Here is a 20,678-nt window from a genome sequence, read left to right as displayed (position 1 = left end):
GCCTGGCTACGGCCTTACGCCGCCCGGGATATGACCTTGTTGCGGCCTGAGGACTTGGCCTCATAGAGGCCCTCGTCGGCCCGCTTGAGCAGGGTGTCAGGGGTGTCGTCGGGGCCGAGGGTGGCGGCCACGCCGATGGAGATGGTGGCGGTCAGGAGTTCCGTCCCCTGGGCGACCCGGAAGGGCGAGCCGGCCACGTGCAGACGGATCCGTTCGGCGATGCGTTCGGCGTCCTCGATGCGGGTGCCGGGCATGACCACCACGAACTCCTCGCCGCCATAGCGACAGGGCAGGTCCACAGCCCGGACGTTGGAGGCCAGGCGCACGGCGAATTCCCGCAGCACCTCGTCGCCCACATCGTGGCCGTAGCCGTCATTGATCTTCTTGAAGTGATCGATGTCGATCAGCAGGGCCGCCACCGGCTCGCCCCCGTGGGCGGCGCGCTTGACCAGGGCTTCGAGCTGGCCGGTCATGTAGCGGCGGTTGTGCAGGCCGGTGAGCTGGTCGGTAACCGCCAGCTCCAGGGAATGGTCGAGATTGTCCCGTAGATAGTCGGTGTAACGCTTGCGGCGGATCTGGGTCCGCGCCCGGGCCGACAGCTCCTGGGGGTCGATGGGCTTGGACAGGAGGTCGTTGACCCCGATGTCCAGGGCCTTCATCAGCCGCGGCCGCTCATCGAAATCGACAATGGCCAGGATGGGCAGGTGGCGGGTGGCCTCGTCCGAGCGCAGCTGGGCGCAGAAGCGCAGGCCATCGAAGCTGCGGGCCGTGACATTGACGATCACCAGGTCCACAGGGCCGCGGGCCGTCAGCAGGGCCTTTTCCGGCTCCGACTCGATGACCGGGCGGTGTTCGATGGAGAGCTCGGCGGCGACCCGCTGGGCCTGGCGCTCATGGTCATCGACGATCAGCACCCGACCGCCCGTGCCGCCGAGGCGCGAGCCCGCGCCGGCGATGACGCCGATGCGGCGGCCTGAGGCCTCACGCACCCGCAGCTCGTCGATGACCGTCTTCAGGCGGGTCAGGCTGCGCACCCGGGCGAACAGCATGACGTCGTCGATGGGCTTGGTCAGGAATTCATCAGCCCCGGCCTCAAGGCCCGCGATCCGGTCGGCGCGGCCGTCCAGGGCGGTGACCAGCACCACAGGCACGTGCCGGGTCTCGGGGTCATCCTTCAGCCGGCGGCAGACCTGAAAGCCGTCCATGCCGGGCATCATCACGTCGAGCAGGACGATGTCAGGCTGCTCGGCCGCAGCCATGGCCAGTGCGGTCGGGCCATCATAGGCCGTCAGCACCTCGTAGTACTCGGCGCTCAGCTTGGCTTCGAGCAGCCGGACGTTGGCCTCGATATCGTCCACGACCAGGATGCGTGCGGACATGGCGGCCTACCCCAGGAGTCGGCGGATCGTGTCGAGGAAGTGCGACACCGAAATCGGTTTGGAGATATAGGCCTCGCAGCCGCCTTCGCGGATACGCTCCTCATCGCCCTTCATGGCGAAGGCGGTGACGGCGACCACAGGGATGTGGGCCAGCTCATCGTCTTCCTTGAGCCACTTGGTGACCTCCAGCCCGGAAATCTCCGGCAGCTGGATGTCCATGAGAATGAGGTCGGGACGGTGCTCACGGGCCAATGAGAGGGCTTGCAGACCTTCGCGGGTCTGCAGGGTCTCATACCCTTGCGCGTCGAGCAGATCATGAAAGAGCTTCATGTTCAGCTCGTTATCCTCGACGATGAGGACCTTCTTGGCCATGGTCATCCCGACGATGCTCTTGTCGGCCAGCGAATCTGCCGCCGACCCCACCTTTGGTTCCATTGATCCCACGGATATCCTTAAACTGGCGTTAGCCGCACGAGAGAGCCAGTGGTCGACACGCCGCACCCCACCCCGCCCGTCCCTGATCCGGTGACCACGTCACGGGCGGCTGGCCCTGCGCCGAGCCCCCGGGACCGCGCCCGCCCCCCGCAGGTGGAGGCCCTGGGGATCGACCCCGGCCGCCCCCTGGTGATCGTCGATGTGGACGAGGTGCTGGGGCATTTCATGGAGGGCTTCGGCGCCTTCCTGGAAACCCGTGGGCTGGAGTTCCGGGTGGAGCGGTTCGCCCTGTTCCAGAACATCTATCGCCCGGGCGAAGAGGCTCACCTGGCGATCGAGGAAGGCCGCCGGCACTATGACGACTTCTTCCGCTATGGGTCGGGCGAGATGCGGGTGGCGCAGGGCGCGGCCGAGGCCCTGCGCCGTCTGGCGGAAAAGGCCGGCGTGGTGATCCTCACCAATGCGCCAGGCCAGGGCCGTCTGGCCCGGGCTCGCTGGCTGGGCCGCAACGGCCTGGACTATCCCCTCCTGCTCAATACAGGGCCCAAGGGCCCGCTGGCCGCGGCGCTGGCCGAGCAGGTGAAGGGACCGGCCGCCTTCATCGACGACCTGTTGCCCAATCTGGACTCCGTGGCCGACACCGCGCCCAAGGTCGCCCGCTTCCAGCATGTGGCCGACGAGCGCCTGCGGCCCCTGGCGCCGGCCGCGCCGGACCGGCACACCCGGATCGATGACTGGGACGCCCTGCGCATCGCCATCGCCGATTCGATCTCCTGACGCCGACCCGACCATGATCCGCATCGGGGTCGATTTCGGCGGCACCAAGATTGAGGCCGCCGCCCTGGACGCCGGCGGCGACATCATCGCCCGCCTGCGCAGACCCAATCCGGGCGCCTATCAGCCCGCGCTGTCCGTCGTGGCCGACCTGGTGGCCGCCGTGGAGGCTGAGGCCGGCGCGAGAGCGGCGCGGATCGGGGTCGGCATGCCCGGCTCGATCTCGCCGCGGACCGGCCTGATCCGCAACGCCAACTCCGTCTGGCTGAACGGGGAGCGGTTCGGAGAGGATCTGGAGATCGCGCTGGCCCGTCCCGTGCGCCTGGCCAATGACGCCAACTGCCTGGCCCTCTCGGAGGCCGCCGATGGGGCAGGCGCCGGCGCAGGCGTGGTGTTCGCCGCCATCCTCGGCACCGGCTGCGGCGGCGGTGTGGTGGTGGACGGCCGCCTGATCGAGGGGCGGAACGGCGTGGCCGGCGAATGGGGCCACACCCCCCTGCCCTGGGCGGCCGCGGACGAGCATCCCGGACCGGCCTGCTGGTGCGGGCGCCGCGGCTGTCTGGAGACCTGGATTTCCGGCCCCGCCCTGGCCGCCGACCATGGGGCTGGGCTGACGGCCCCGGAGATCGTCGAGGCGGCGCGGGCGGGCGAGCCCGGGGCGCAAGCCGCCCTGGCGCGCTATATGGACCGGCTGGGCCGAGCCCTGGCCGGCGTGGTCGACCTGATCGATCCCGACGTCATCGTGCTGGGCGGCGGCATGTCCAATGTGGCCGAGCTCTATGAGCGCCTGCCGGGCGCCATCGGGCCGCATGTCTTCGCCGACGGGTTCGACACCCCCATCCGACAGGCCGTCCACGGGGACTCCTCTGGCGTGCGAGGGGCGGCCTGGCTCTGGCCGCTCGAGGCGCCATGAAGGCGCTCTGCCGCGACTGCATCTGGACCGGCGCGGCGCCGGCCACCCGGCGCTGCCCATCCTGTGGCTCGCCCCGGCTGGTGGCGCATGACGAGCTGTTCGACCTGTCCATGGCCCATATGGACTGCGACGCCTTCTACGCCTCGGTGGAAAAGCGCGACCGGCCAGAGCTTCGGGACCGACCGGTCATCGTCGGCGGCGGCGTCCGGGGCGTGGTGACCACCTGCTGCTACATGGCCAGGGTCTATGGGGTTCGATCGGCCATGCCGATGTTCAAGGCCCTGGCCGCCTGCCCCCAGGCCGTCGTGATCAAGCCGGACTTCGCCAAGTATAAGGCCGAGAGCAAGATCATCATGGGCCTGCTGGCGGAGCTGACGCCTCTGGTGCAGCCCCTGTCCCTGGACGAGGCGTGGATGGACCTGTCGGGCACCGAGCGCCTGCATGGGGCGCCGCCGGCTGTGACCCTGGCCAGGGTGCAGGCGGCGATCGAGGCGCAGACGGGCCTCACCGTCTCCATTGGCCTCGCCCCCAACAAGTTCCTGGCCAAGATCGCCTCGGACCTGGACAAGCCCCGGGGTTTTTCGGTGATCGGCGCGGCCGAGGCGCAGAGCTTCCTGGCGCCCCGGCCCGTGGGCCTGCTGCCCGGGGTGGGGCCGGCCATGGTGAAATCCCTGGAGGGCTCAGGCCTGAGGACCATCGGCGACCTGGCCCGCTGGGAGCAGAAGGACCTGGCCCGCCGCTTCGGGACCCACGGCCTTCGCCTCCATGACCTCGCCCACGGGCGTGACACCCGACCAGTGGACCCCGACCAGGTGCGCAAGGGAATCAGCGCCGAGACGACCTTCAACACCGACATCGCCGCCTATGAGGCGCTGGAGGACCGCCTCTCCCCCCTGTGCGAGCGAGTGGCGATCCAGGCCCGGGCCGCCGGCGTCACGGGTCGCGTCGTCACTCTGAAGCTCAAGACCCCGGACTTCCGGCTGCTGACCCGCAGGCGCGCCCTCGCCGAGCCGACTCAGACCGCCAGGACGCTGTTCGCCGCCGCCCGCGAGCTTTTGCGTCGCGAGGCCGATGGTCGCACCTTTCGCCTGATCGGCGTGGGCCTGAGCGACCTGTCGCCCGCCACACAAGGGGCTGGCGAGCTGTTCGGCGGGGAGGAGCAGCGAATCCTCACCGAGGAGAAGACCGCCGACGCCATAAGGGCGCGATTTGGTCCCCAGGCGCTCACCAGGGGCCGCGCCCTGCGCTCAAAACCCCCTGATCGGGATTGAGGCGGGGCAAAAACGGCGCTAGGCGCAACGATAAAAAGATGGGCGTCGGCTGCTTGGGGTCGGGCTTCGACGATTTCAACCCTTTCAAACGCGACCCTTTTCCATATCTAATCCCTTAGCGGCGGGAACCAGACTCCCGCCAGGAGACGTTTTCGATGGCCGAGCGCAAGCAAGGTGATGTGTCGACGGGCGTCAAATCGGCGGTCATCACTCAGACCAAGCCGAAGACGCAAAAGCCGTCCATGTACCGAGTCCTGCTGCTGAACGACGACTACACGCCGATGGAGTTCGTCGTTTACGTCCTGGAGCAGTTTTTCAACAAGTCGCGCGAAGATGCGACAAGGATCATGTTGCACGTTCATCAGTATGGCGTGGGCGTTTGCGGTGTCTTCACCTTCGAGGTGGCCGAGACCAAAGTCGCGCAGGTCGTAGATACCGCCAGGCGGCATCAACACCCGCTTCAATGCACCATGGAAAAGGATTGAGAGGCTCAGATTGCCCTCGTTTTCGCGCCCCCTAGAAGAATCACTGCATCGCGCGGTCGCTTACGCCAATGAGCGAAAGCACGAATATGCGACCCTGGAGCATCTGCTCCTGGCGCTTATCGACGATGAGGAAGCCGCAGCCGTCATGCGCGCCTGCGACGTCGACCTGGGCGCCCTTCGGGCCACCCTCACCGGCTATGTGGACAATGAGCTCCGCTCGCTGGTGGTCGATGACGGGGAGGACGCCAAGCCCACGGCGGGCTTCCAGCGCGTGATCCAGCGCGCGGTCATCCACGTCCAGTCGTCCGGACGGGAGGACGTCACTGGCGCGAATGTGCTGGTGGCCATCTTCTCCGAGCGCGAGAGCCATGCCGCCTACTTCCTGCAGGAGCAGGACATGACGCGGTACGACGCGGTGAACTACATCGCGCACGGCATCGCCAAGAAGGCCGGCGCCAGCGTCGAGGGCAAGCCCGTCAAGGGCGCCGACGACGAGGAGAAGCCCACCGTCAAGACCGGCGGCGAGGCGCTCGAGGCCTACTGCGTCGATCTCAACGAGAAGGCCAAGGAGGGCAAGGTTGATCCGCTGATCGGCCGGGCCGCCGAGGTCGAGCGCTGCATCCAGATCCTGTGCCGGCGGACCAAGAACAATCCGCTGCTGGTGGGCGACCCTGGCGTCGGCAAGACCGCCATCGCCGAGGGCCTGGCCCGCAAGATCGTCAACAAGCAGGTGCCCGAGGTCCTGGCCGGGGCGACCATCTTCTCCCTCGACATGGGGGCGCTACTGGCCGGCACCCGCTATCGCGGGGACTTCGAGGAGCGGGTCAAGCAGGTGGTCAAGGAACTGGAGAACCACCCGGACGCCATCCTGTTCATCGACGAGATCCACACGGTGATCGGCGCCGGCGCCACCAGCGGCGGGGCCATGGACGCCTCCAACCTCTTGAAGCCGGCCCTGGCCTCAGGCGCCCTGCGCTGCATGGGCTCGACCACCTACAAGGAGTTCCGTCAGCACTTCGAGAAGGACCGGGCGCTGGTCCGGCGCTTCCAGAAGATCGACGTGAACGAGCCGACGCTCGAGGACACGATCAAGATCCTGAAGGGCCTGAAGACCTACTACGAGGAGTTCCACAAGCTCCGCTACACCAACGACGCCCTCAAGGCGGCCGTCGAGCTGTCGGCCAAGTACATCAACGACCGCAAGCTGCCGGACAAGGCGATCGACCTGATCGACGAGGCCGGGGCCAGTCAGATGCTGCTGCCCGAGAGCCGTCGGAAGAAGACCATCGGGGTCAAGGAGATCGAGGCCGTGGTGGCCAAGATCGCCCGCATCCCGCCGAAGTCGGTCTCCAAGTCCGACACCGAGGCGCTGAAGCAGCTGGAGACCGACCTGAAGCGGGCGGTCTATGGCCAGGACGAGGCGATCGACCAGCTGTCCGCGGCCATGAAGATGGCCCGGGCTGGCCTGCGCGATCCCAACAAGCCGATCGGCTGCTACCTCTTCTCGGGGCCCACGGGCACCGGCAAGACCGAGACCGCCCGTCAGCTGGCCTCGACGCTGGGCATCGAGCTCCTGCGCTTCGACATGTCGGAGTATATGGAGCGGCACACGGTCAGCCGCCTGATCGGCGCGCCTCCGGGCTATGTGGGCTTCGACCAGGGGGGCCTGCTGACCGACGCCGTCGACCAGCATCCCCACGCCGTAGTCTTGCTTGACGAGATCGAGAAGGCCCATCCGGACGTCTACAACATCCTGCTGCAGGTGATGGACCACGGGGTGCTGACCGACTCCAATGGCAAGAAGATCGACTTCCGCAATGTGGTGCTCATCATGACCACCAATGCGGGGGCGGCCGATGCGCAGCGCAACACCATCGGCTTTGGCCGTGGCAAGGCTGACCATGAGGCCGAAGAGGCGATCAAGCGGGTCTTCACCCCGGAATTCCGCAACCGCCTCGATGCGGTGGTGGCCTTCCGCCCGCTGGACTCCTCAATCATCCGCCAGGTGGTGCAGAAGTTCGTCATGCAGCTGGAGGCCCAGCTGGCCGACCGGCACGTGACGATCGAGACCAGCGACGAGGCGGCCGGCTGGCTGGCCGACAATGGCTTCGACGAGCTCTATGGCGCCCGGCCTCTGGCCCGGGTCATCCAGGAGCACATCAAGAAGCCGCTGGCCGACGAGATCCTGTTTGGCCGACTGGTCAAGGGTGGCCACGTCCGCGTGGTGCTCAAGGACGGCAAGCTGGACTTCGAGATCGAGGGCGACTCCCGCGAGCCGGGCGCGCCGACGATCGAGAATCCGTCCAAGGATGCGGCCGCCGAACTGGCGGACTGATCTGGACGCACCTCAGAAACGTCAAAGCCCCGGCCATCGGCCGGGGCTTTTTCGTGGGCGAAACCGCGAACCTAAGTTCAGCTGATCTGGGCTGCGATCTGCTCGGCCAGGGCCTTGAGTTCGGCGGGATCGGCCATGCCGCCTGCGGCGTGACGGCCCACCGCGACCCCGTCCCAGCGGGGCAGGATGTGAAAGTGCGGATGGAAGACGGTCTGGCCGGCCGCCGTCCCGTTGAACTGGGTGATGACCAGGCCGTCGGGCTTAAGGGCTGCGCGCACCGCCCGGGCCACCCGTTGCACCCCCAGGATCAGGGGGCCGAGCACCTGAGGGGCCTCCTCCAGAAGGTTGCGGGCCGTGGAGTGCTTGGGGATCACCAGGGTGTGTCCCTTCACCTGCGGGAAGACATCCATGAACGACAGGACGTGATCGTCCTCGAACACGCGCGCGCATGGCGCCTCGCCGCGCAGGATCTTGGCGAAGATGTTGTTGGGGTCGTAGGTCCCGTCCAGGCTCATGGCGCGCTCCTTGGTTTCCTGTCCCCTTCCTAGCGGTTTCGCATCCGGGAGGGAATCGCGCGGCCGCCAGCCCTTGCGGCGTATGAGATTTTTCTCGCCTCCGACAAATTTGGGCATGTCACCGGTTCGTCGCGCTTCCATCATTGGACCGTCAACGAGCGCCCCTATCGCAACGCCGATTAGCAATTGCAGCAAAGCTGCAGGGGGATCTCCACATGCACCGCAAGAGCCAACTTCTGCTGGGCGCCGCCCTGGCCGTCCTCGGCCTGGCGACCCAGGCCCAGGCCCAGTCCACGCCGGCCGACACGGTTGTCGACGAACTGATCGTCACCGCCCAGCTGCGGGAGCAGAAGTCCATCGACGTGCCCATCGCGCTCACCGCCTATGGCGCCGGCCGGCTGGACGACCTGGGGGTGCAGGAGTTCGAGGACCTCGCTCTGTTCGTCCCCGGCTTCGAGGTGCAGAACCAGTCCCCGAACAATCCCGGCTTCGTGATGCGCGGCATCACGTCCGACTCGGGCGAGGCCACCAACGAGCCCCGGGTGTCGGTGTTCCAGGACGGTGTGTCGATCTCCAAGTCGCGGGGCTCCTATGTGGAGCTGTTTGACCTGGAGCGGGCCGAGATCTCCAAGGGTCCGCAGTCGACCCTCTACGGCCGCGGCGCCCTGATCGGGGCCGTCAACCTGGTCCAGGCCAAGGCTGACCCGAGCGCCCTGAAGGCGGCCTCCAAGGTCGAGGTGGGCAACTATGGCTACGCCATGGTCGAGGGCATGCTGAACATGCCGGTGAGCGAGGCCTTCGCCGTGCGGGTGGCCGCGCGGCTCAAGGCCCGCGACGGGTTCGTGGAGAACCTGCTGGGCGGCAAGGACTTCAACTCCACCGACACCCAGGCCTTCCGCGTCGCCCTCAACTGGGCGCCGAACGACCAGTTCAACGCCGACCTGATCGTCAACTATCAGCAGGACAATCCCAGCGGCACCTCGTTCAAGTCGCTGACCTTCCTGCCCACCGACCCGACCACGGGCGCCGTGATCGGCGACCTGGGGCGCAATTCCGGCGCGGCCCTGTCCAGCGCCTTGGGCTTCATGGGCGGCAAGGATCTGGGGCTCGACCGGCATGTCTGGGGCGCGACCCTGCTGGCGGACTATGCGTTCAGCGACAGCCTCAGCCTGAAGTCCATCACCGCCTATCGCGAGTTCGACAGCCTGGAGGTGTTCGATCCGGACGGCTTCTCCCTGCCCCTCTTCGTCTTCGCCGAAGACGCGGTCGGCGAGCAGATCAGCCAGGAGTTCCGCCTGAACTTTGACGACGGCGGCCGACTGACCGCCTTCGCCGGGATCGGCCTGTTCCACGAAGAAGGCTCCCAGACCGTCCCGCTGCAGTTCAGCGAGAAGATCTACGCCCTCTATTCCACCGGCGCCCTGGCGCCGCCCCGCGGCCTGCCCCTGCCGGTCATTGAGGCCGTGGCCCCGCGCCCGTTGAAGGCTGCCCACCGCGAGACCTACGCCAATTTCGGCGAGACCACCGCCTATGACGTCTTCGCCGACGTGACCGTCCAGCTCACCGACACCCTCGAGCTGACCGGCGGCGTCCGTTACACCACCGAGGACAAGACCAGCGGCTATCAGGCGCAGCTGATCAATGGCGGCTCGGTCCTGGCCGGCAGCACGCCGACCGTCGGGCGCGGCCTGTTCGTCCAGCCCACCGCCGGGGGCGCGGTGGAGAGCCGCGACATCTCCGACGATGGCCTCACCTATCGCGTGGTGGCCCGCTATGCCCCCACCGCGACGCTCAGCGCCTATGCCTCTTACGCCAAGGGCCGTCGCCCCAAGGTGCTGAGCGCAGGGTCCCCGACCACGCCGGGCGGCCCGGTGCGGTTCACCGAACTGCCCGCCGAAGAGGTGGACTCCTTCGAGGTCGGCGTGAAGAGCGAGCTGTTCGACCGCGCCCTGTCCCTGGAAGGCTCGGTCTACCGCTACGACTACCAGAACTTCCAGACCTCGGTGCTCAACAGCGCCGGCCAGATCGTGGCGGCGAACGCCGGTGAGGCTGACGCCACCGGCTTCGAGGGGCAGTTCACCTGGCGGCCCAGCCCCCGCTTCGAGGCCTTCGGCACCTATGGCTACAGCGACGCCCGGTTCGGCAACGGCCTGTTCAAGGGCAACCAGTTCCGCCTGGCGCCCGACCATGCGGTCTCCCTCGGCTTCCGGGCGGCCATGCCCCTGGCCGGCGGCGATCTGGCCTTTATCCCGGCCTACACCTGGCGCTCGGAGGTCTTCTTCGACAACAACAACGACCGCTCCGACCTGCAGACGCAGGACCGGATCGTCGATGAGGTGCAGAAGGCCTACGGCCTGTTGAACCTGCGGGTCGTCTATCAGCGCGACGACGCCCCCTGGACCCTGGGCGCCTTCGTCACCAACGCCCTGGATCAGGACTATATCAAGGACGCCGGCAACACCGGGGACGCCTTCGGCATCCCCACCTTCATCGCCGGCGAGCCCCGCTACTACGGCGTCTCCTTCGCCGTGAGCTACTAGGTCCGGAAAGGCGCGATCCGTCCCTCAAGGGACGGGTCGCGCCCTCTCACGTCCAAGACTCGAGCGCGCTCTACCCCTGGCGGAAGGGGGAGTATTCCTCGGCCAGCCACTCCATCTCGCCATCGACGGCGGCCTTCTCCCGGGCGACGAAGTCCTCGACCGGGCCGCGCAGGGCCGGATCGGCGATATAGTGGGCCGAATAGACCGGCGTCGGCAGATAGCCCCGGGCGATCTTGTGCTGACCCTGCGCACCGGCCTCCACCCGCGCCAGCCCGCGGCCGATCGCCCATTCGATGGCCTGGTAGTAGCAAAGCTCGAAGTGCAGGAAGGGCACGTCCTCGACGCAGCCCCAGTTGCGCCCGTAAAGGGCCTCATCACCGATCAGATTGAGCGCGCCGGCGATCCACCGCCCGCCTCGCCTGGCCATGACCAACAATACGCGTTCGGCCATCCGCTCGCCGAGCAGGGAGAAGAACAGCCGGTTCAGATAGGGCTGGCCCCACTTGCGTGAGCCAGTGTCCATATAGAAGCCGTAGAAGGCGTCCCAGGCGTCCTCGGTGAGGTCGGCGCCGGTCAGGCAGACGATCTCAAGCCCTGCCTGGGCGTCGCGGCGCTCCCGTCGGATGGTCTTGCGCCGGCCCGAGGACAGGTCGGCCAGGAAGTCGTCGAAGGTCCCATAGCCCCGGTTGAACCAGTGGTACTGCTGACCCTGGCGCTGGGCGAGCCCCTGAGCGCCCAGCCAGTCCCACTCCGCCTGAGGAGGAAAATTGATGTGGACCGAGGAGACGCCCATCTGCTGGCAGAGCGTCAGGGCGCCGCCCAGAAGCATCTCATTGCCCGCCTGAGCCGGAACATCGGGGCGGACCAGCAGGCGCGGTCCGGTGGCCGGGGTGAAGGGCGCGGCCGACAGGAGCTTGGGATAGTAGCGCCCGCCCGCCCGCTCATAGGCGTCGGCCCAGCTGTGGTCGAAGATGTATTCGCCCTGGCTATGGGACTTCAGATAGAGGGGCATGACCGCCCCCACCTCGCCGGCCTCGTCCTCGATGGCCAGGTGCTGCGGCCCCCAGCCGGTGCGCTCCACAGCACAGCCGGACTGCTCCAGCACATCAAGGAAGTCGTAGGCGACGAAGGGGTTGCCGCTCGCGCCAGCGCAGGCCTCCCAGGCCGCCTTGCCGATGTCGGCGATACGGCGGTTCACGCGGACCGCCGGCTTCAGGCTCACGGGCGGAAGCCCTCGAAGATCAGGTTGTCACAGTGATCCTTCACCGCCTCCCACTGCTCGGGCTGGCGGACGGTCCAGGCGACCACGGGCATACCCTCGGCCCGGTAGGCGTCGGCCCGCGCGTCAGGCAGCATGTCCAGACCAAGCGCCAGGAAGTGCGGCCGGGCGATCGCCACCTGCTCGAGGCGGGCATAGGCCTGACGCTCGACCTCGCTCAGATGCTTCACGTCCTTGTAGCTGAAGGAGTCTAGCCCCCGCAGGACGCCGGGATAGTGGTCGGCGAACCAGGCGTGGGAATAGGGATTGAAGCCGATGATGCAGAGCGGTCCGGCATGATCGATGATGATCTCGTGGACCCGTCGCTCCAGGGGGCCCACCTCGCCCCAGTGGGTCTTGAGCTCGATATGCACCATGGCCCGATGGCCGATCAGGGCCAGAGTCTCCACCAGGGTCGGAATGGTCTCATCGGTCCCCTTGAGGGACATCTCGCCCAGCTCGGCGGCGGTGTGATCGCGCAGTCGGCCTTCGACCCCGGTCATCCGCGTCAGGGTGTTGTCGTGGAACACCATCGCCTCCCCGTCCGAAGACAGGTGGACATCCAGCTCGATCCCGTAGCCGGCCGCGCAGGCGGCCTGGAAGGCGCCGAGCGAATTCTCCGGGGCGCCGTCCGGCGTCCACAGGCCGCGGTGGGCCACCGGCGGGTGGAACAGAAGATCCCAGGCCTCGCCGAAGCGGTCCTTCACGACAGCTCCACCACGGCGTCGACCTCGACGGCGAAGTTCATGGGCAGGCGATAGACGCCCACCGCCGACCGGGCATGGCGGCCCAGGTCGCCGAAGGCGTCGACCATCAGGTCCGAGGCTCCGTTCACCACCTGGGGAATGTCGAAGAAGTCTGGGCCGGCCTGGACGAAGCCGCCAAGCTTGACAACGCGGACCACCCGACCGAGGTCACCCCCGCAGGCGGCCTTCATCTGGGCGATCAGGTTGATGGCGCAGAGACGGGCGGCGAAACGCGCGGTCTCCATGTCGACATCCTGGCCGACGACGCCGGTGACGCCGCCCTGGGCGTCGCGGGACACCTGTCCGGAAATGTGCAGGAGGCTGCCGGCCCGGACGAAGGGCACATAGTTGGCGACCGGGGCGGAGGGCTCGGGCAGGCGGACGCCAAGCGCGGCCAGACGTTCTTCAACGGTGCTCATGGCTCTGTCTGTAGCGCCCGGGCCGCCATGAGAAAAGCCCGGTCCGTCGCCGGACCGGGCTCTTCAAGAGATAGGCTGCGCCCGAGGGCGCCGCCGCGCCCTAGCGGGCGGCTTGCAGACGCTCGACGGTCGCGGTGACGCGCTCGTTGATCGGCTTCATGGAGTCCTTCATCGAGGCGGTGAAGAGCTCCGACATGCGGGTCATTTCCGACATGTAGGATTCCATCGCCTTCTTGGTGAAGGCGGTCTGGAGTTCCATGGCTTCCTGCAGGCTCTTGGCCGAGGCCAGGGTCTTGGCGGCGGCCATCTGCTCCTCGACGTTCTTCTTGGCGAAGGCCAGAGCCTCGGCGCCGACGGCTTCAGCGCCCTTGGCGGCGGCCGTGGCCGAAGCCACCAGGGCCTCGAGGTTCTGCTTGGAATAGGTGTTGGTCTCGGCCAGGGCGGTCATGGACTTCTCCATGGCGTCCTTGAAGGCGTGGTTGCCAGCGAGGGTAAACTCTTCGGCGGCGGTCTTGGCGGTCTTGGCGTTGTCGGCGGCGGCCATGGCTGAACTCCTTCAGAAGTCAGATGCGCGGCGGGCCGCGCGGGGGGATGTCAGGAAGCGCGGCGGCGGCCGCGCGAACGCTTGATCAGGAACTGGGCTCTACGCATCCGCAACATCCCATGCTGCACCGCAGCAGTCAACCTTGTTTTTGTGCACCGCACAATGAACGCGCCACTCGCCTGACAGGCGGGCAATGCGACGATTTGGGATGCTCAACAGGTGTTTACCCTCGCGCAAGGTGGGACGTGTCATGTTAGCGTTTGATCCTTGGCGCGCACCTCGGGGGGCGCGTCAGAAACCCAAAACGTGACGGACGACGCGATGCTCAAACACGCCCGCCGCCAGATTCTCGCCGGCCTGATCGCCGCGGCGACCGTTCTTGGCTTTGCCGCTCCGGCCGCCCAGGCGCAGATCCCCTATCTGCAGTTGCCGGCGCAGCAGCCCAAGTACGCCTCCATCGTGGTGGACGCCGAAACCGGCGAGGTCCTCTATGGCAAGCGCGCCGACAGCTCTCGCTATCCGGCCTCCATCACCAAGGTGATGACCCTCTATCTGATGTTCGAGCAGCTGGCCGCGGGCCAGATGACCCTGGAGGACCGGGTCGTCTTCTCGCCCCGCGCCGCCGCCGCACCGCCCACCAAGCTGTTCGTCAAGGCCGGCGATTCGATCACGGTGGAAGAGGCCATGCACGCCCTGGCCATCCGCTCGGCCAATGATGTCGCTGTGGCTGTCGCTGAGAAGCTGGGGGGCAGCGAGGCGCGTTTCGCCGCGCTCATGACCCTGCGGGCCCGGGAGCTCGGCATGGACTCCACCACCTTCGTCAATGCCTCGGGCCTGCCCGACAGCCGTCAGCTGTCCACCGCCCGGGACCTGGCGGTGCTATCGCGGGCGATCATGCGGGACTTCCCGCAGTACTACACCCTGTTCAGCACCCCGGAGTTCAACTTCCGGGGCACGCAGATTCGCGGCCACAACAGCCTGCTTCGGCGCGAGCTTGGCGTGGACGGGTTGAAGACCGGCTACACCAACGCCTCGGGCTACAATATCGCCATTTCCGGGGTGAAGAATAACCGCCGGCTGATCGTGGTGGTCCTCGGGGGCGCCTCGACGGCGGCCCGGGACAATCACGCCCAGGACCTGCTGCTCACCGGCTTCGACGTGGCCGACCGCCGCTCGCGCGGCGAGCGGATCACCGTGGCCCAGAACCTGTTCGAGCCTGAGCCGACCGGCCCCATCATGCGCCCGTCGCGGGAACAGGGGGATGGCGAGCAGGACGGCCTGAAGATCGTGCTGGCCACCGCCCCGCCCCCGCCGGCCCCGACCCGGGCGGCCGCCCAAGCGCCGCCGGCCGGCCAGTGGCAGGTGCAGGTGGGCGCCTTCAAGTCCAAGGCTCTGGCCCAGGAGCAGCTGAAGCTGAGCCGCCGCCGATTCGCCGAGGCCTTTTCCGGGGCCGGCACGCTGGTCACTGACGCCACCGCCGGCTTCTACCGCGCCCGCTTCTCCGGCCTGACCGAGGCCCGCGCCAAGGCGGCCTGCGAGACCCTGAAGGCGAAGAACCAGGCGTGCATGGTGATCGGGCCGGCCTGAGGCCTCGCCTCAGCCCCGCAGAAGGCGGTCACGGGCGGCGTTGATCTGCGCCGCCAGTCCGGCTGAGCCGCCCGCGTCGGGATGGGTGCGGCGCATCAGGCGGGTATAGGCCGCCTGGATCTCTTCAGCATTCGCCTCGGGCCCGACCCCCAGGATATCGCGAGCCTCCCGCTCGCTCATGCCGCCCTTGCCACTGGAGCGCGCGCCGCCCTCGCCGCCCAGGCCTGGACCTGCGCCGGCGCTGCGGGCGCTCATGGCCAGCCAGAGTCCGATGACCAGCAATACAGGGGCGAAGGCCCAGCCGCCGCGCACGGCCAGGAAGGCGGCCGCGGCGAAGGCCGCGACGCTGGCCAAGCCTGAGAGGATCCGCCACTCCCGCCGTTGAAACATCGGCCGGCCACGGCGGCCCAGCCACACGAACACGGCCAGGGCTATGCACCCCAGCGCCAGATAGAGCATGGGCCTATTCGGCCGCCATCAGGGTCTGCCCGGTCACCTCGCCGAGGCCGAGCGCGCCGATCAGGGCGCGGAGCTCCTGGCGGGCGGCCACGTGCTGGAGGGAGATGGCCACCGGGCGGATGGCCGGCGACAGGTCGGCGATGGTCAGGCCGAAGGGATAGAGCTCGCGATAGATGACCCGGTCGCGCAGGCCAGGTCCGACGCGGAAGCCGACCCGGCGGGACAGGGCCTTGACCCGTTCGTCCAGGCGGCGGCGGTTGCGGGCCTCGGTGGGCGCCAGACGGTTGCGCAGCACCACCCAGTCGATGGAACGGCCATCGGCCACGGCGCGGGCCTTGCGGCTGTCCCAGACGGTCACCGAATAGAGCCCGGGACGCTTCAGATCCAGCGAGACGGGGTCGACGACGCCCAGCATGTCGAAGTCGACAAAGCTGTCGTTCATCGGGGTGACGATCAGATCAGCCAGACCGTGGGCGGCCCGGGAAATGGCCGTATCGCCCCCGGGGGTGTCGATCAGCACGAAGTCGGCGGCCTCATTGGCCGCCTCGAAGGCCTGGTGGAAGGCCGCCAGAGCCTCGCCATCCGTGGCCAGGGCCAGGTCGGGGCTCAAGGGGAATTCCAGAGGCATGGGGGCTTCGACCTCATTGGCCGCCAGCCAGGCTCGCCGGCTGGCGAAGAAGTGGCCGAGGGACTGCTGACGCAGGTCCAGGTCGAGCACGGCCACCTTGGCGCCGCCATACATCAGGGCCACGGCGAGGTGCAGGGCGATGGTGGACTTGCCAGCACCGCCCTTCTCATTACCGACGACGATCACACGGGGTTGGGACATGAGTCCTGCTCCATCGATTCGGCCAGGCGGGCCTATAGGTTAACGAGAGGCTTATGCCGGCCGCCACGTCAACTTGGCAGGCCCCCGCCCCTGTGGACGGATGGACGCACCCCCTGTGGTTCAGCCATAAGCCGCAGGCTGCTTTTTCCGCCAGATGAGGCCCCATGTCCGCGCAAACCCTGCCCATCGTCCGCACTGTCACTGCGCTTCGGGACCAGGTCCGCGCCTGGCGGGCGGCCGGCGAGACCGTGGCCATGACGCCCACCATGGGCGCCCTGCACGAGGGGCACCTGTCTCTGGTGCGGCTGGCCAGGACGAGGGCCGACCGGGTGGTGGCCAGCATTTTCGTCAACCCCGCGCAGTTCGGGCCCAATGAGGACTTCGAGCGATATCCCCGGGACGAGGCCGGTGACGCCCGCTTGCTGGCCAGCGCGGGCTGCGACCTGCTCTATGCGCCCGAGGTCGGCCAGATCTATCCGCCGGGCTACGCCACCAAGGTCAGCGTCGCAGGGGTCAGCGAGCCCCTGGACGGGGCCGCCCGGCCCGGTCACTTCGACGGGGTGGCGACCGTGGTGGCCAAACTGTTGAACCAGGCCCAGCCCGATGTGGCGGTGTTCGGCGAGAAGGACTTCCAGCAGCTACAGCTGATCCGCAGGCTCGCCCGCGACCTGGACCTGCCGGTGGAGATCCTCGGCGCCCCCATCGCCCGGGACGCGGACGGCCTCGCCCTGTCCTCGCGCAACGCCTATCTCAGCGCTGCAGAGCGCCCCATCGCCGGCATGATGAACAAGGTGCTGGCCGACGCGGCGAGGAGACTCAAGGCCGGGGATTCGGTGGAGAAGGTGGAGGCCACAGGCCGCGCGGCCCTGGAGCGGCACGGCTTCCAACGGGTCGACTATTTCGAGGTCCGACAGGTCGAAGACCTCTCACCCGCCGGCGCCCCGCCCCATGAGGGGCGGGTGCGCATCTTCGCCGCCGCCCATCTGGGCAAGACCCGGCTGATCGACAACATGGCGGTCTAGGGACCGCTACCAGAGGCCGGCCTCGCGCAGCTGACGGGCCAGTTCCGGCGGCGTCTCCTGGCCGCTGTCGCCGGCCAGGTCTGGCGGGACGTCCTTGGGCTCCAGATAGCGCCAGCCCTGGAAGGGCCGCCTGGGCGTCGGGGCGACCCGCACCAGGGTCTCGTCCAGCAGCATCTCGCAGCGGGCGTCCGGCCCCTCCCCCACCGTGGTGACCTCAAGGATCAGCTGCCGGGTCAGGATCGCGCCCTTGTAGACCCGGTAGAGGGAGCCGCCGTCGGTGAGCTCGGCCGCCCGCTTCGGGGTCTGCCGGGTGCGCAGGATCCAGGGCTGACCCGCCCTCGCCTGAGGTTCACGCCAGTCCAGCAGGTCTTCCACGGTGTCGCAGCCGACGACGAGCTTGATCAGATGAACGGTCATGGGGCTCGGTCTAGGCGGCCGGGGCCAGCCGCGCCAGCACCACGCCCTCGCTGACCTGGGCGCCGACGGAGACCGAAACCGTCTCGACCACGCCGTCGAAGGCCGCGGTCAGGGCGTGCTCCATCTTCATGGCCTCAAGCGTCACCAGGGTCTGACCCCGGACCACCTTGTCGCCCTTGGCTACCGCTACCGCCACCACCTTCCCCGGCATGGGCGAGATCACCGCGCCGTCGCCCGCTGGCCCCTCCCCGGCGACCGCCGCCGGCGCCTGACCGGAAAAGGCGTAGGCTTCCCCGGCCTCGAACACGACGATGGCGCCGGCCGCGTCCAGCAGCACGTCGGCCGACAGCGGTCCCGCCTCCAGGGGGGCGTCCATGGCTGCGCCGTCGCGGTACAGCCGCAGGCTCGTCTGCGGGGATGCGTTCAAGCGAAAGCCAGTGAGCGCGCCCCAGGGACCGCCCGGCTCGGCGGCTGATGTGGGGGTCTGGGATAAAAGCCCCTGTGCAGCGGCCGAGAGGACCGCGGGGCTGGGATCAGGGGACAGCGCCAGGGCGTCCTGACGCGCGGCGATGAAGCCGGTGTCCACCTCGCCAGCCAGGAAGTCGGGCTCCCCCAGGCAACGGGCGAGAAAGCCGGCATTGGTCCGCACCGGCCAGACCTGCACCTCGCCACACGCCTGCGCGAGCCTGCGGGCGGCGGCCTGGCGCGTGGGGCCATGGGCGATCAGCTTGGCGATCATCGGATCATAGTGCGGGCTGACGACGCCGCCAGCCTCGACGCCGGTGTCCACCCGCACGTCGTCGGGCAGCACGAAGTGCTCGAGCTCGCCGATGGACGGCAGGAAGCCCGCCGCCGGGTTTTCGGCATAGAGCCTGGCCTCCATGGCCCAGCCGTTCAGGGTGATCTGATCCTGGGCCAGCGGCAGGGGCTCGCCGGCGGCGACGCGCAACTGCCATTCCACCAGATCCTGGCCGGTGACGGCCTCGGTCACCGGATGCTCCACCTGCAGGCGGGTGTTCATCTCCATGAACCAGATGCGGTCAGCGCGCAGGCCCTCGCTGGCGTCGGCGATGAATTCGACCGTGCCAGCGCCCACATAGTCCACGGCTTGCGCAGCGCGGACGGCGGCGGCGCAGACGGCCGCGCGCACCTCGGGGCTCATGCCTGGCGCGGGGGCCTCCTCGATCACCTTCTGGTGGCGGCGCTGCAGGGAGCAGTCGCGCTCGAACAGGTGGACCACCTGGCCGTGGGCGTCGCCAAACACCTGCACCTCGATGTGCCGCGGCCGGGCCACATAGGTCTCCAGCAGCACGCGGTCATCGCCAAACGCCGCCGCGGCCTCCCGCTTGGCCGCCCCAAGAGCCTCGGCGAAGTCGGCGGCGCGCTCGACCTTGCGCATTCCCTTGCCGCCGCCCCCGGCCACGGCCTTGATCAGCACCGGATAGCCGATCTCTTCGGCCTGGCCGGCGAGATGGGCGGGGTCCTGGTTCTCACCGTGATAGCCCGGCGTCACCGGCACCCCGGCCTGGATCATCAGGGCCTTGGCCGCGTCCTTCAGCCCCATGGCGCGGATGGCCGAGGGCGGCGGCCCGACCCAGGTCAGGCCCGCGGCCATCACCGCCTCGGCGAACTCGGCATTCTCAGACAGGAAGCCATAGCCCGGATGAATGGCGTCGGCGCCGCTGACCCTGGCCGCCTCCAGCACGGCGGCCACATTGAGATAGCTCTCCCGGGCCGCCGCCGGCCCCAGGCGCACGGCCTGATCAGCCTCACGCACATGCGGGGCCTGGACGTCGGCGTCCGAATAGACGGCGACGGTTGCCAGGCCCATCTGCCGGGCGGTGCGGAAGATTCGCCTGGCGATCTCGCCGCGGTTGGCGACCAGCAGGGTCGTGATCATTCGGACCAGCGGGGCTTGCGCTTTTCGAGGAAGGCCAGCACGCCCTCCTGCCCCTCGTCGCTCACCCGCACCCGGGCGATGACCTTGGCGGTGTCCTCCATCAGGCCGTGATCGATGTCCTGATAGGCCACGTGCTCCACGATCTTCTTGGACTCGATCACCGCCATGGGGCCGCAGGCCATCATCTCGGTGGAGAGACTCGCGATGGCGGCGTCGAGTTCTGTGTCATCGGCCACCACCTGGGTGATGAGGCCGATCTTCTCCGCATGAGCCGCATCGAAGGTGCGCCCGGTGGCGAACAGGCCCCGCGCCGTGCGGGGGCCGAGGGCGGCGACCACATAGGGGCTGATGGTGGCGGCCACGAGGCCGAGCTTGACCTCGGCGAAGCTGAACTGGGCGTCGGCGGTGGCGATGGCCATGTCGCAGGCCGCCGCCAGGCCCGCCCCGCCGCCATAGGCGCCGCCCTGGACCAGGGCCACGGTGAGGGCCGGGATGTCCCACAGAAGCTTGAGCATCTTCGCCATGGCCATGGCGTCTTCGCGGTTATCGTCCTCGGTGTGGCCAGCCGCCGCCCGCATCCAGTCCAGATCGGCGCCGGCGCTGAAAGTGCCGCCCGCACCGCGCAGGAAGACTAGGCGCACATGCTCGGCGCCATGCAGGGTCTCGAAGGTCTCCGACAGGGCGGCGATCAGGGCCGCATCGAAGGCGTTGCGACGCTCAGGGCGGTTGATGGTGACGATGGCCACGCCCTCAACGGTGGCCTCCAGGCGCACCAGGGGCGAGGTGGCGTCAGAGTCGAGGCCTTCGACCAGGGGATCGACGATGGGATTGGTCATGGTCTTTCAGGCTT

General features: G+C 68.4%; 20 protein-coding genes. 8 read left to right on the top strand and 12 right to left on the bottom strand.

Features of this window, described 5'->3' with window-relative positions; genetic code table 11:
* Positions 1-14: 14 nt before the first annotated feature.
* On the bottom strand, positions 15-1,379 hold the full coding sequence (locus tag Q8N19_RS05960) for a PleD family two-component system response regulator (protein ID WP_305588670.1): 1,365 nt from the start codon (positions 1,377-1,379) through the stop codon (positions 15-17).
* 6 nt (positions 1,380-1,385) lie between these two features.
* Positions 1,386-1,751: a response regulator gene (locus Q8N19_RS05955; RefSeq protein WP_300577463.1), complete on the bottom strand. Its 366-nt coding sequence runs from the start codon at positions 1,749-1,751 to the stop codon at positions 1,386-1,388.
* 111 nt (positions 1,752-1,862) lie between these two features.
* On the opposite strand from Q8N19_RS05955, the gene Q8N19_RS05950 reads away from it, so the two are divergent.
* From Q8N19_RS05950 to clpA, 5 genes are all read left to right on the top strand, one after another.
* Positions 1,863-2,591, top strand: coding sequence for a hypothetical protein (locus Q8N19_RS05950; protein WP_371133794.1), 729 nt, complete (start codon positions 1,863-1,865; stop codon positions 2,589-2,591).
* A 13-nt stretch (positions 2,592-2,604) separates the two neighbouring features.
* Positions 2,605-3,501 carry an ROK family protein gene (locus tag Q8N19_RS05945; RefSeq protein ID WP_305588669.1) on the top strand — a complete coding sequence of 299 codons (897 nt, stop codon included), beginning with the start codon at positions 2,605-2,607 and terminating at the stop codon, positions 3,499-3,501.
* Positions 3,498-4,772, top strand: coding sequence for a DNA polymerase IV (locus Q8N19_RS05940; RefSeq protein WP_305588668.1), 1,275 nt, complete (start codon positions 3,498-3,500; stop codon positions 4,770-4,772). The genes Q8N19_RS05945 and Q8N19_RS05940 overlap by 4 nt, the downstream gene beginning before the upstream one ends.
* A 155-nt stretch (positions 4,773-4,927) precedes the next feature.
* Positions 4,928-5,257: an ATP-dependent Clp protease adapter ClpS gene (gene clpS, locus Q8N19_RS05935; RefSeq protein ID WP_293322967.1), complete on the top strand. Its 330-nt coding sequence runs from the start codon at positions 4,928-4,930 to the stop codon at positions 5,255-5,257.
* A gap of 10 nt (positions 5,258-5,267) precedes the next feature.
* Positions 5,268-7,592 carry an ATP-dependent Clp protease ATP-binding subunit ClpA gene (clpA, locus tag Q8N19_RS05930; protein WP_305588667.1) on the top strand — a complete coding sequence of 775 codons (2,325 nt, stop codon included), beginning with the start codon at positions 5,268-5,270 and terminating at the stop codon, positions 7,590-7,592.
* Between the two features lie 77 nt (positions 7,593-7,669).
* Here the strand turns inward: clpA and Q8N19_RS05925 are convergent, their stop codons facing one another.
* On the bottom strand, positions 7,670-8,107 hold the full coding sequence (locus Q8N19_RS05925) for an HIT family protein (protein ID WP_305588666.1): 438 nt from the start codon (positions 8,105-8,107) through the stop codon (positions 7,670-7,672).
* 215 nt (positions 8,108-8,322) lie between these two features.
* Between Q8N19_RS05925 and Q8N19_RS05920 the strand changes: the two genes are divergently transcribed.
* Positions 8,323-10,647, top strand: a complete 2,325-nt coding sequence (locus Q8N19_RS05920; protein WP_305588665.1) for a TonB-dependent receptor — start codon at positions 8,323-8,325, stop codon at positions 10,645-10,647.
* 70 nt (positions 10,648-10,717) lie between these two features.
* On the opposite strand, the gene Q8N19_RS05915 is transcribed toward Q8N19_RS05920, so the two are convergent.
* The 4 genes from Q8N19_RS05915 to Q8N19_RS05900 form a co-directional block, all read right to left on the bottom strand.
* On the bottom strand, positions 10,718-11,869 hold the full coding sequence (locus tag Q8N19_RS05915) for a GNAT family N-acetyltransferase (protein ID WP_305588664.1): 1,152 nt from the start codon (positions 11,867-11,869) through the stop codon (positions 10,718-10,720).
* The gene (locus Q8N19_RS05910; protein WP_305588663.1) at positions 11,866-12,612 is read right to left on the bottom strand and encodes a glycerophosphodiester phosphodiesterase; all 747 of its coding nucleotides are present in this window, start codon (positions 12,610-12,612) and stop codon (positions 11,866-11,868) included. The genes Q8N19_RS05915 and Q8N19_RS05910 overlap by 4 nt, the downstream gene beginning before the upstream one ends.
* Positions 12,609-13,070: a RidA family protein gene (locus Q8N19_RS05905; RefSeq protein ID WP_305588662.1), complete on the bottom strand. Its 462-nt coding sequence runs from the start codon at positions 13,068-13,070 to the stop codon at positions 12,609-12,611. Before Q8N19_RS05905 ends, Q8N19_RS05910 begins: the two co-directional genes overlap by 4 nt.
* Positions 13,071-13,170: 100 nt before the next feature.
* A complete protein-coding gene (locus tag Q8N19_RS05900) occupies positions 13,171-13,614 on the bottom strand; it encodes a phasin family protein (RefSeq protein WP_305588661.1) in 444 nt (147 codons plus the stop codon).
* A 306-nt stretch (positions 13,615-13,920) separates the two neighbouring features.
* Between Q8N19_RS05900 and Q8N19_RS05895 the strand changes: the two genes are divergently transcribed.
* A complete protein-coding gene (locus Q8N19_RS05895) occupies positions 13,921-15,201 on the top strand; it encodes a D-alanyl-D-alanine carboxypeptidase (protein ID WP_371133793.1) in 1,281 nt (426 codons plus the stop codon).
* 9 nt (positions 15,202-15,210) lie between these two features.
* Here the strand turns inward: Q8N19_RS05895 and Q8N19_RS05890 are convergent, their stop codons facing one another.
* Positions 15,211-15,660, bottom strand: a complete 450-nt coding sequence (locus tag Q8N19_RS05890; RefSeq protein WP_305588660.1) for a DnaJ domain-containing protein — start codon at positions 15,658-15,660, stop codon at positions 15,211-15,213.
* Positions 15,661-15,664: 4 nt separating this feature from the next.
* On the bottom strand, positions 15,665-16,489 hold the full coding sequence (locus Q8N19_RS05885; RefSeq protein WP_305588659.1) for a division plane positioning ATPase MipZ: 825 nt from the start codon (positions 16,487-16,489) through the stop codon (positions 15,665-15,667).
* A gap of 164 nt (positions 16,490-16,653) precedes the next feature.
* Between Q8N19_RS05885 and panC the strand changes: the two genes are divergently transcribed.
* Entirely contained in the window at positions 16,654-17,511 is an 858-nt protein-coding gene (gene panC, locus Q8N19_RS05880; RefSeq protein ID WP_305588658.1) for a pantoate--beta-alanine ligase, read from the top strand.
* Positions 17,512-17,517: 6 nt separating this feature from the next.
* On the opposite strand, the gene Q8N19_RS05875 is transcribed toward panC, so the two are convergent.
* Genes Q8N19_RS05875 through Q8N19_RS05865 form a run of 3 tightly spaced genes read right to left on the bottom strand, consistent with a single transcriptional unit; the run spans position 17,518 to position 20,664 of the window.
* Positions 17,518-17,928: a DUF1489 family protein gene (locus Q8N19_RS05875; protein ID WP_305588657.1), complete on the bottom strand. Its 411-nt coding sequence runs from the start codon at positions 17,926-17,928 to the stop codon at positions 17,518-17,520.
* 10 nt (positions 17,929-17,938) lie between these two features.
* Entirely contained in the window at positions 17,939-19,828 is a 1,890-nt protein-coding gene (locus Q8N19_RS05870) for a biotin carboxylase N-terminal domain-containing protein (RefSeq protein ID WP_305588656.1), read from the bottom strand.
* Positions 19,825-20,664 (bottom strand): enoyl-CoA hydratase-related protein, encoded by an 840-nt coding sequence (locus tag Q8N19_RS05865; protein WP_305588655.1) that lies wholly within the window; start codon positions 20,662-20,664, stop codon positions 19,825-19,827. The genes Q8N19_RS05870 and Q8N19_RS05865 overlap by 4 nt, the downstream gene beginning before the upstream one ends.
* Positions 20,665-20,678 lie beyond the last annotated feature (14 nt).

The sequence above is a fragment of the Phenylobacterium sp. genome (assembly GCF_030693405.1).
GTDB lineage: Bacteria > Pseudomonadota > Alphaproteobacteria > Caulobacterales > Caulobacteraceae > Phenylobacterium.
Note: the sequence above shows the minus strand (reverse complement) of the source record. Positions and strands in the feature narration are given on the sequence as shown.

What these genes read in the sequence shown, in the direction of transcription:
- clpS (WP_293322967.1), top strand. Translation starts at nt 4,928, where the DNA reads ATGGCCGAGCGCAAGCAAGGTGATGTGTCGACGGGCGTCAAATCGGCG.
- Q8N19_RS05870 (WP_305588656.1), bottom strand. Translation starts at nt 19,828, where the DNA reads ATGATCACGACCCTGCTGGTCGCCAACCGCGGCGAGATCGCCAGGCGA.
- Q8N19_RS05920 (WP_305588665.1), top strand. Translation starts at nt 8,323, where the DNA reads ATGCACCGCAAGAGCCAACTTCTGCTGGGCGCCGCCCTGGCCGTCCTC.
- Q8N19_RS05955 (WP_300577463.1), bottom strand. Translation starts at nt 1,751, where the DNA reads ATGGCCAAGAAGGTCCTCATCGTCGAGGATAACGAGCTGAACATGAAG.
- Q8N19_RS05890 (WP_305588660.1), bottom strand. Translation starts at nt 15,660, where the DNA reads ATGCTCTATCTGGCGCTGGGGTGCATAGCCCTGGCCGTGTTCGTGTGG.
- Q8N19_RS05960 (WP_305588670.1), bottom strand. Translation starts at nt 1,379, where the DNA reads ATGTCCGCACGCATCCTGGTCGTGGACGATATCGAGGCCAACGTCCGG.
- Q8N19_RS05925 (WP_305588666.1), bottom strand. Translation starts at nt 8,107, where the DNA reads ATGAGCCTGGACGGGACCTACGACCCCAACAACATCTTCGCCAAGATC.
- panC (WP_305588658.1), top strand. Translation starts at nt 16,654, where the DNA reads ATGTCCGCGCAAACCCTGCCCATCGTCCGCACTGTCACTGCGCTTCGG.
- Q8N19_RS05945 (WP_305588669.1), top strand. Translation starts at nt 2,605, where the DNA reads ATGATCCGCATCGGGGTCGATTTCGGCGGCACCAAGATTGAGGCCGCC.
- Q8N19_RS05940 (WP_305588668.1), top strand. Translation starts at nt 3,498, where the DNA reads ATGAAGGCGCTCTGCCGCGACTGCATCTGGACCGGCGCGGCGCCGGCC.
- Q8N19_RS05900 (WP_305588661.1), bottom strand. Translation starts at nt 13,614, where the DNA reads ATGGCCGCCGCCGACAACGCCAAGACCGCCAAGACCGCCGCCGAAGAG.
- Q8N19_RS05885 (WP_305588659.1), bottom strand. Translation starts at nt 16,489, where the DNA reads ATGTCCCAACCCCGTGTGATCGTCGTCGGTAATGAGAAGGGCGGTGCT.
- Q8N19_RS05875 (WP_305588657.1), bottom strand. Translation starts at nt 17,928, where the DNA reads ATGACCGTTCATCTGATCAAGCTCGTCGTCGGCTGCGACACCGTGGAA.
- Q8N19_RS05865 (WP_305588655.1), bottom strand. Translation starts at nt 20,664, where the DNA reads ATGACCAATCCCATCGTCGATCCCCTGGTCGAAGGCCTCGACTCTGAC.
- Q8N19_RS05905 (WP_305588662.1), bottom strand. Translation starts at nt 13,070, where the DNA reads ATGAGCACCGTTGAAGAACGTCTGGCCGCGCTTGGCGTCCGCCTGCCC.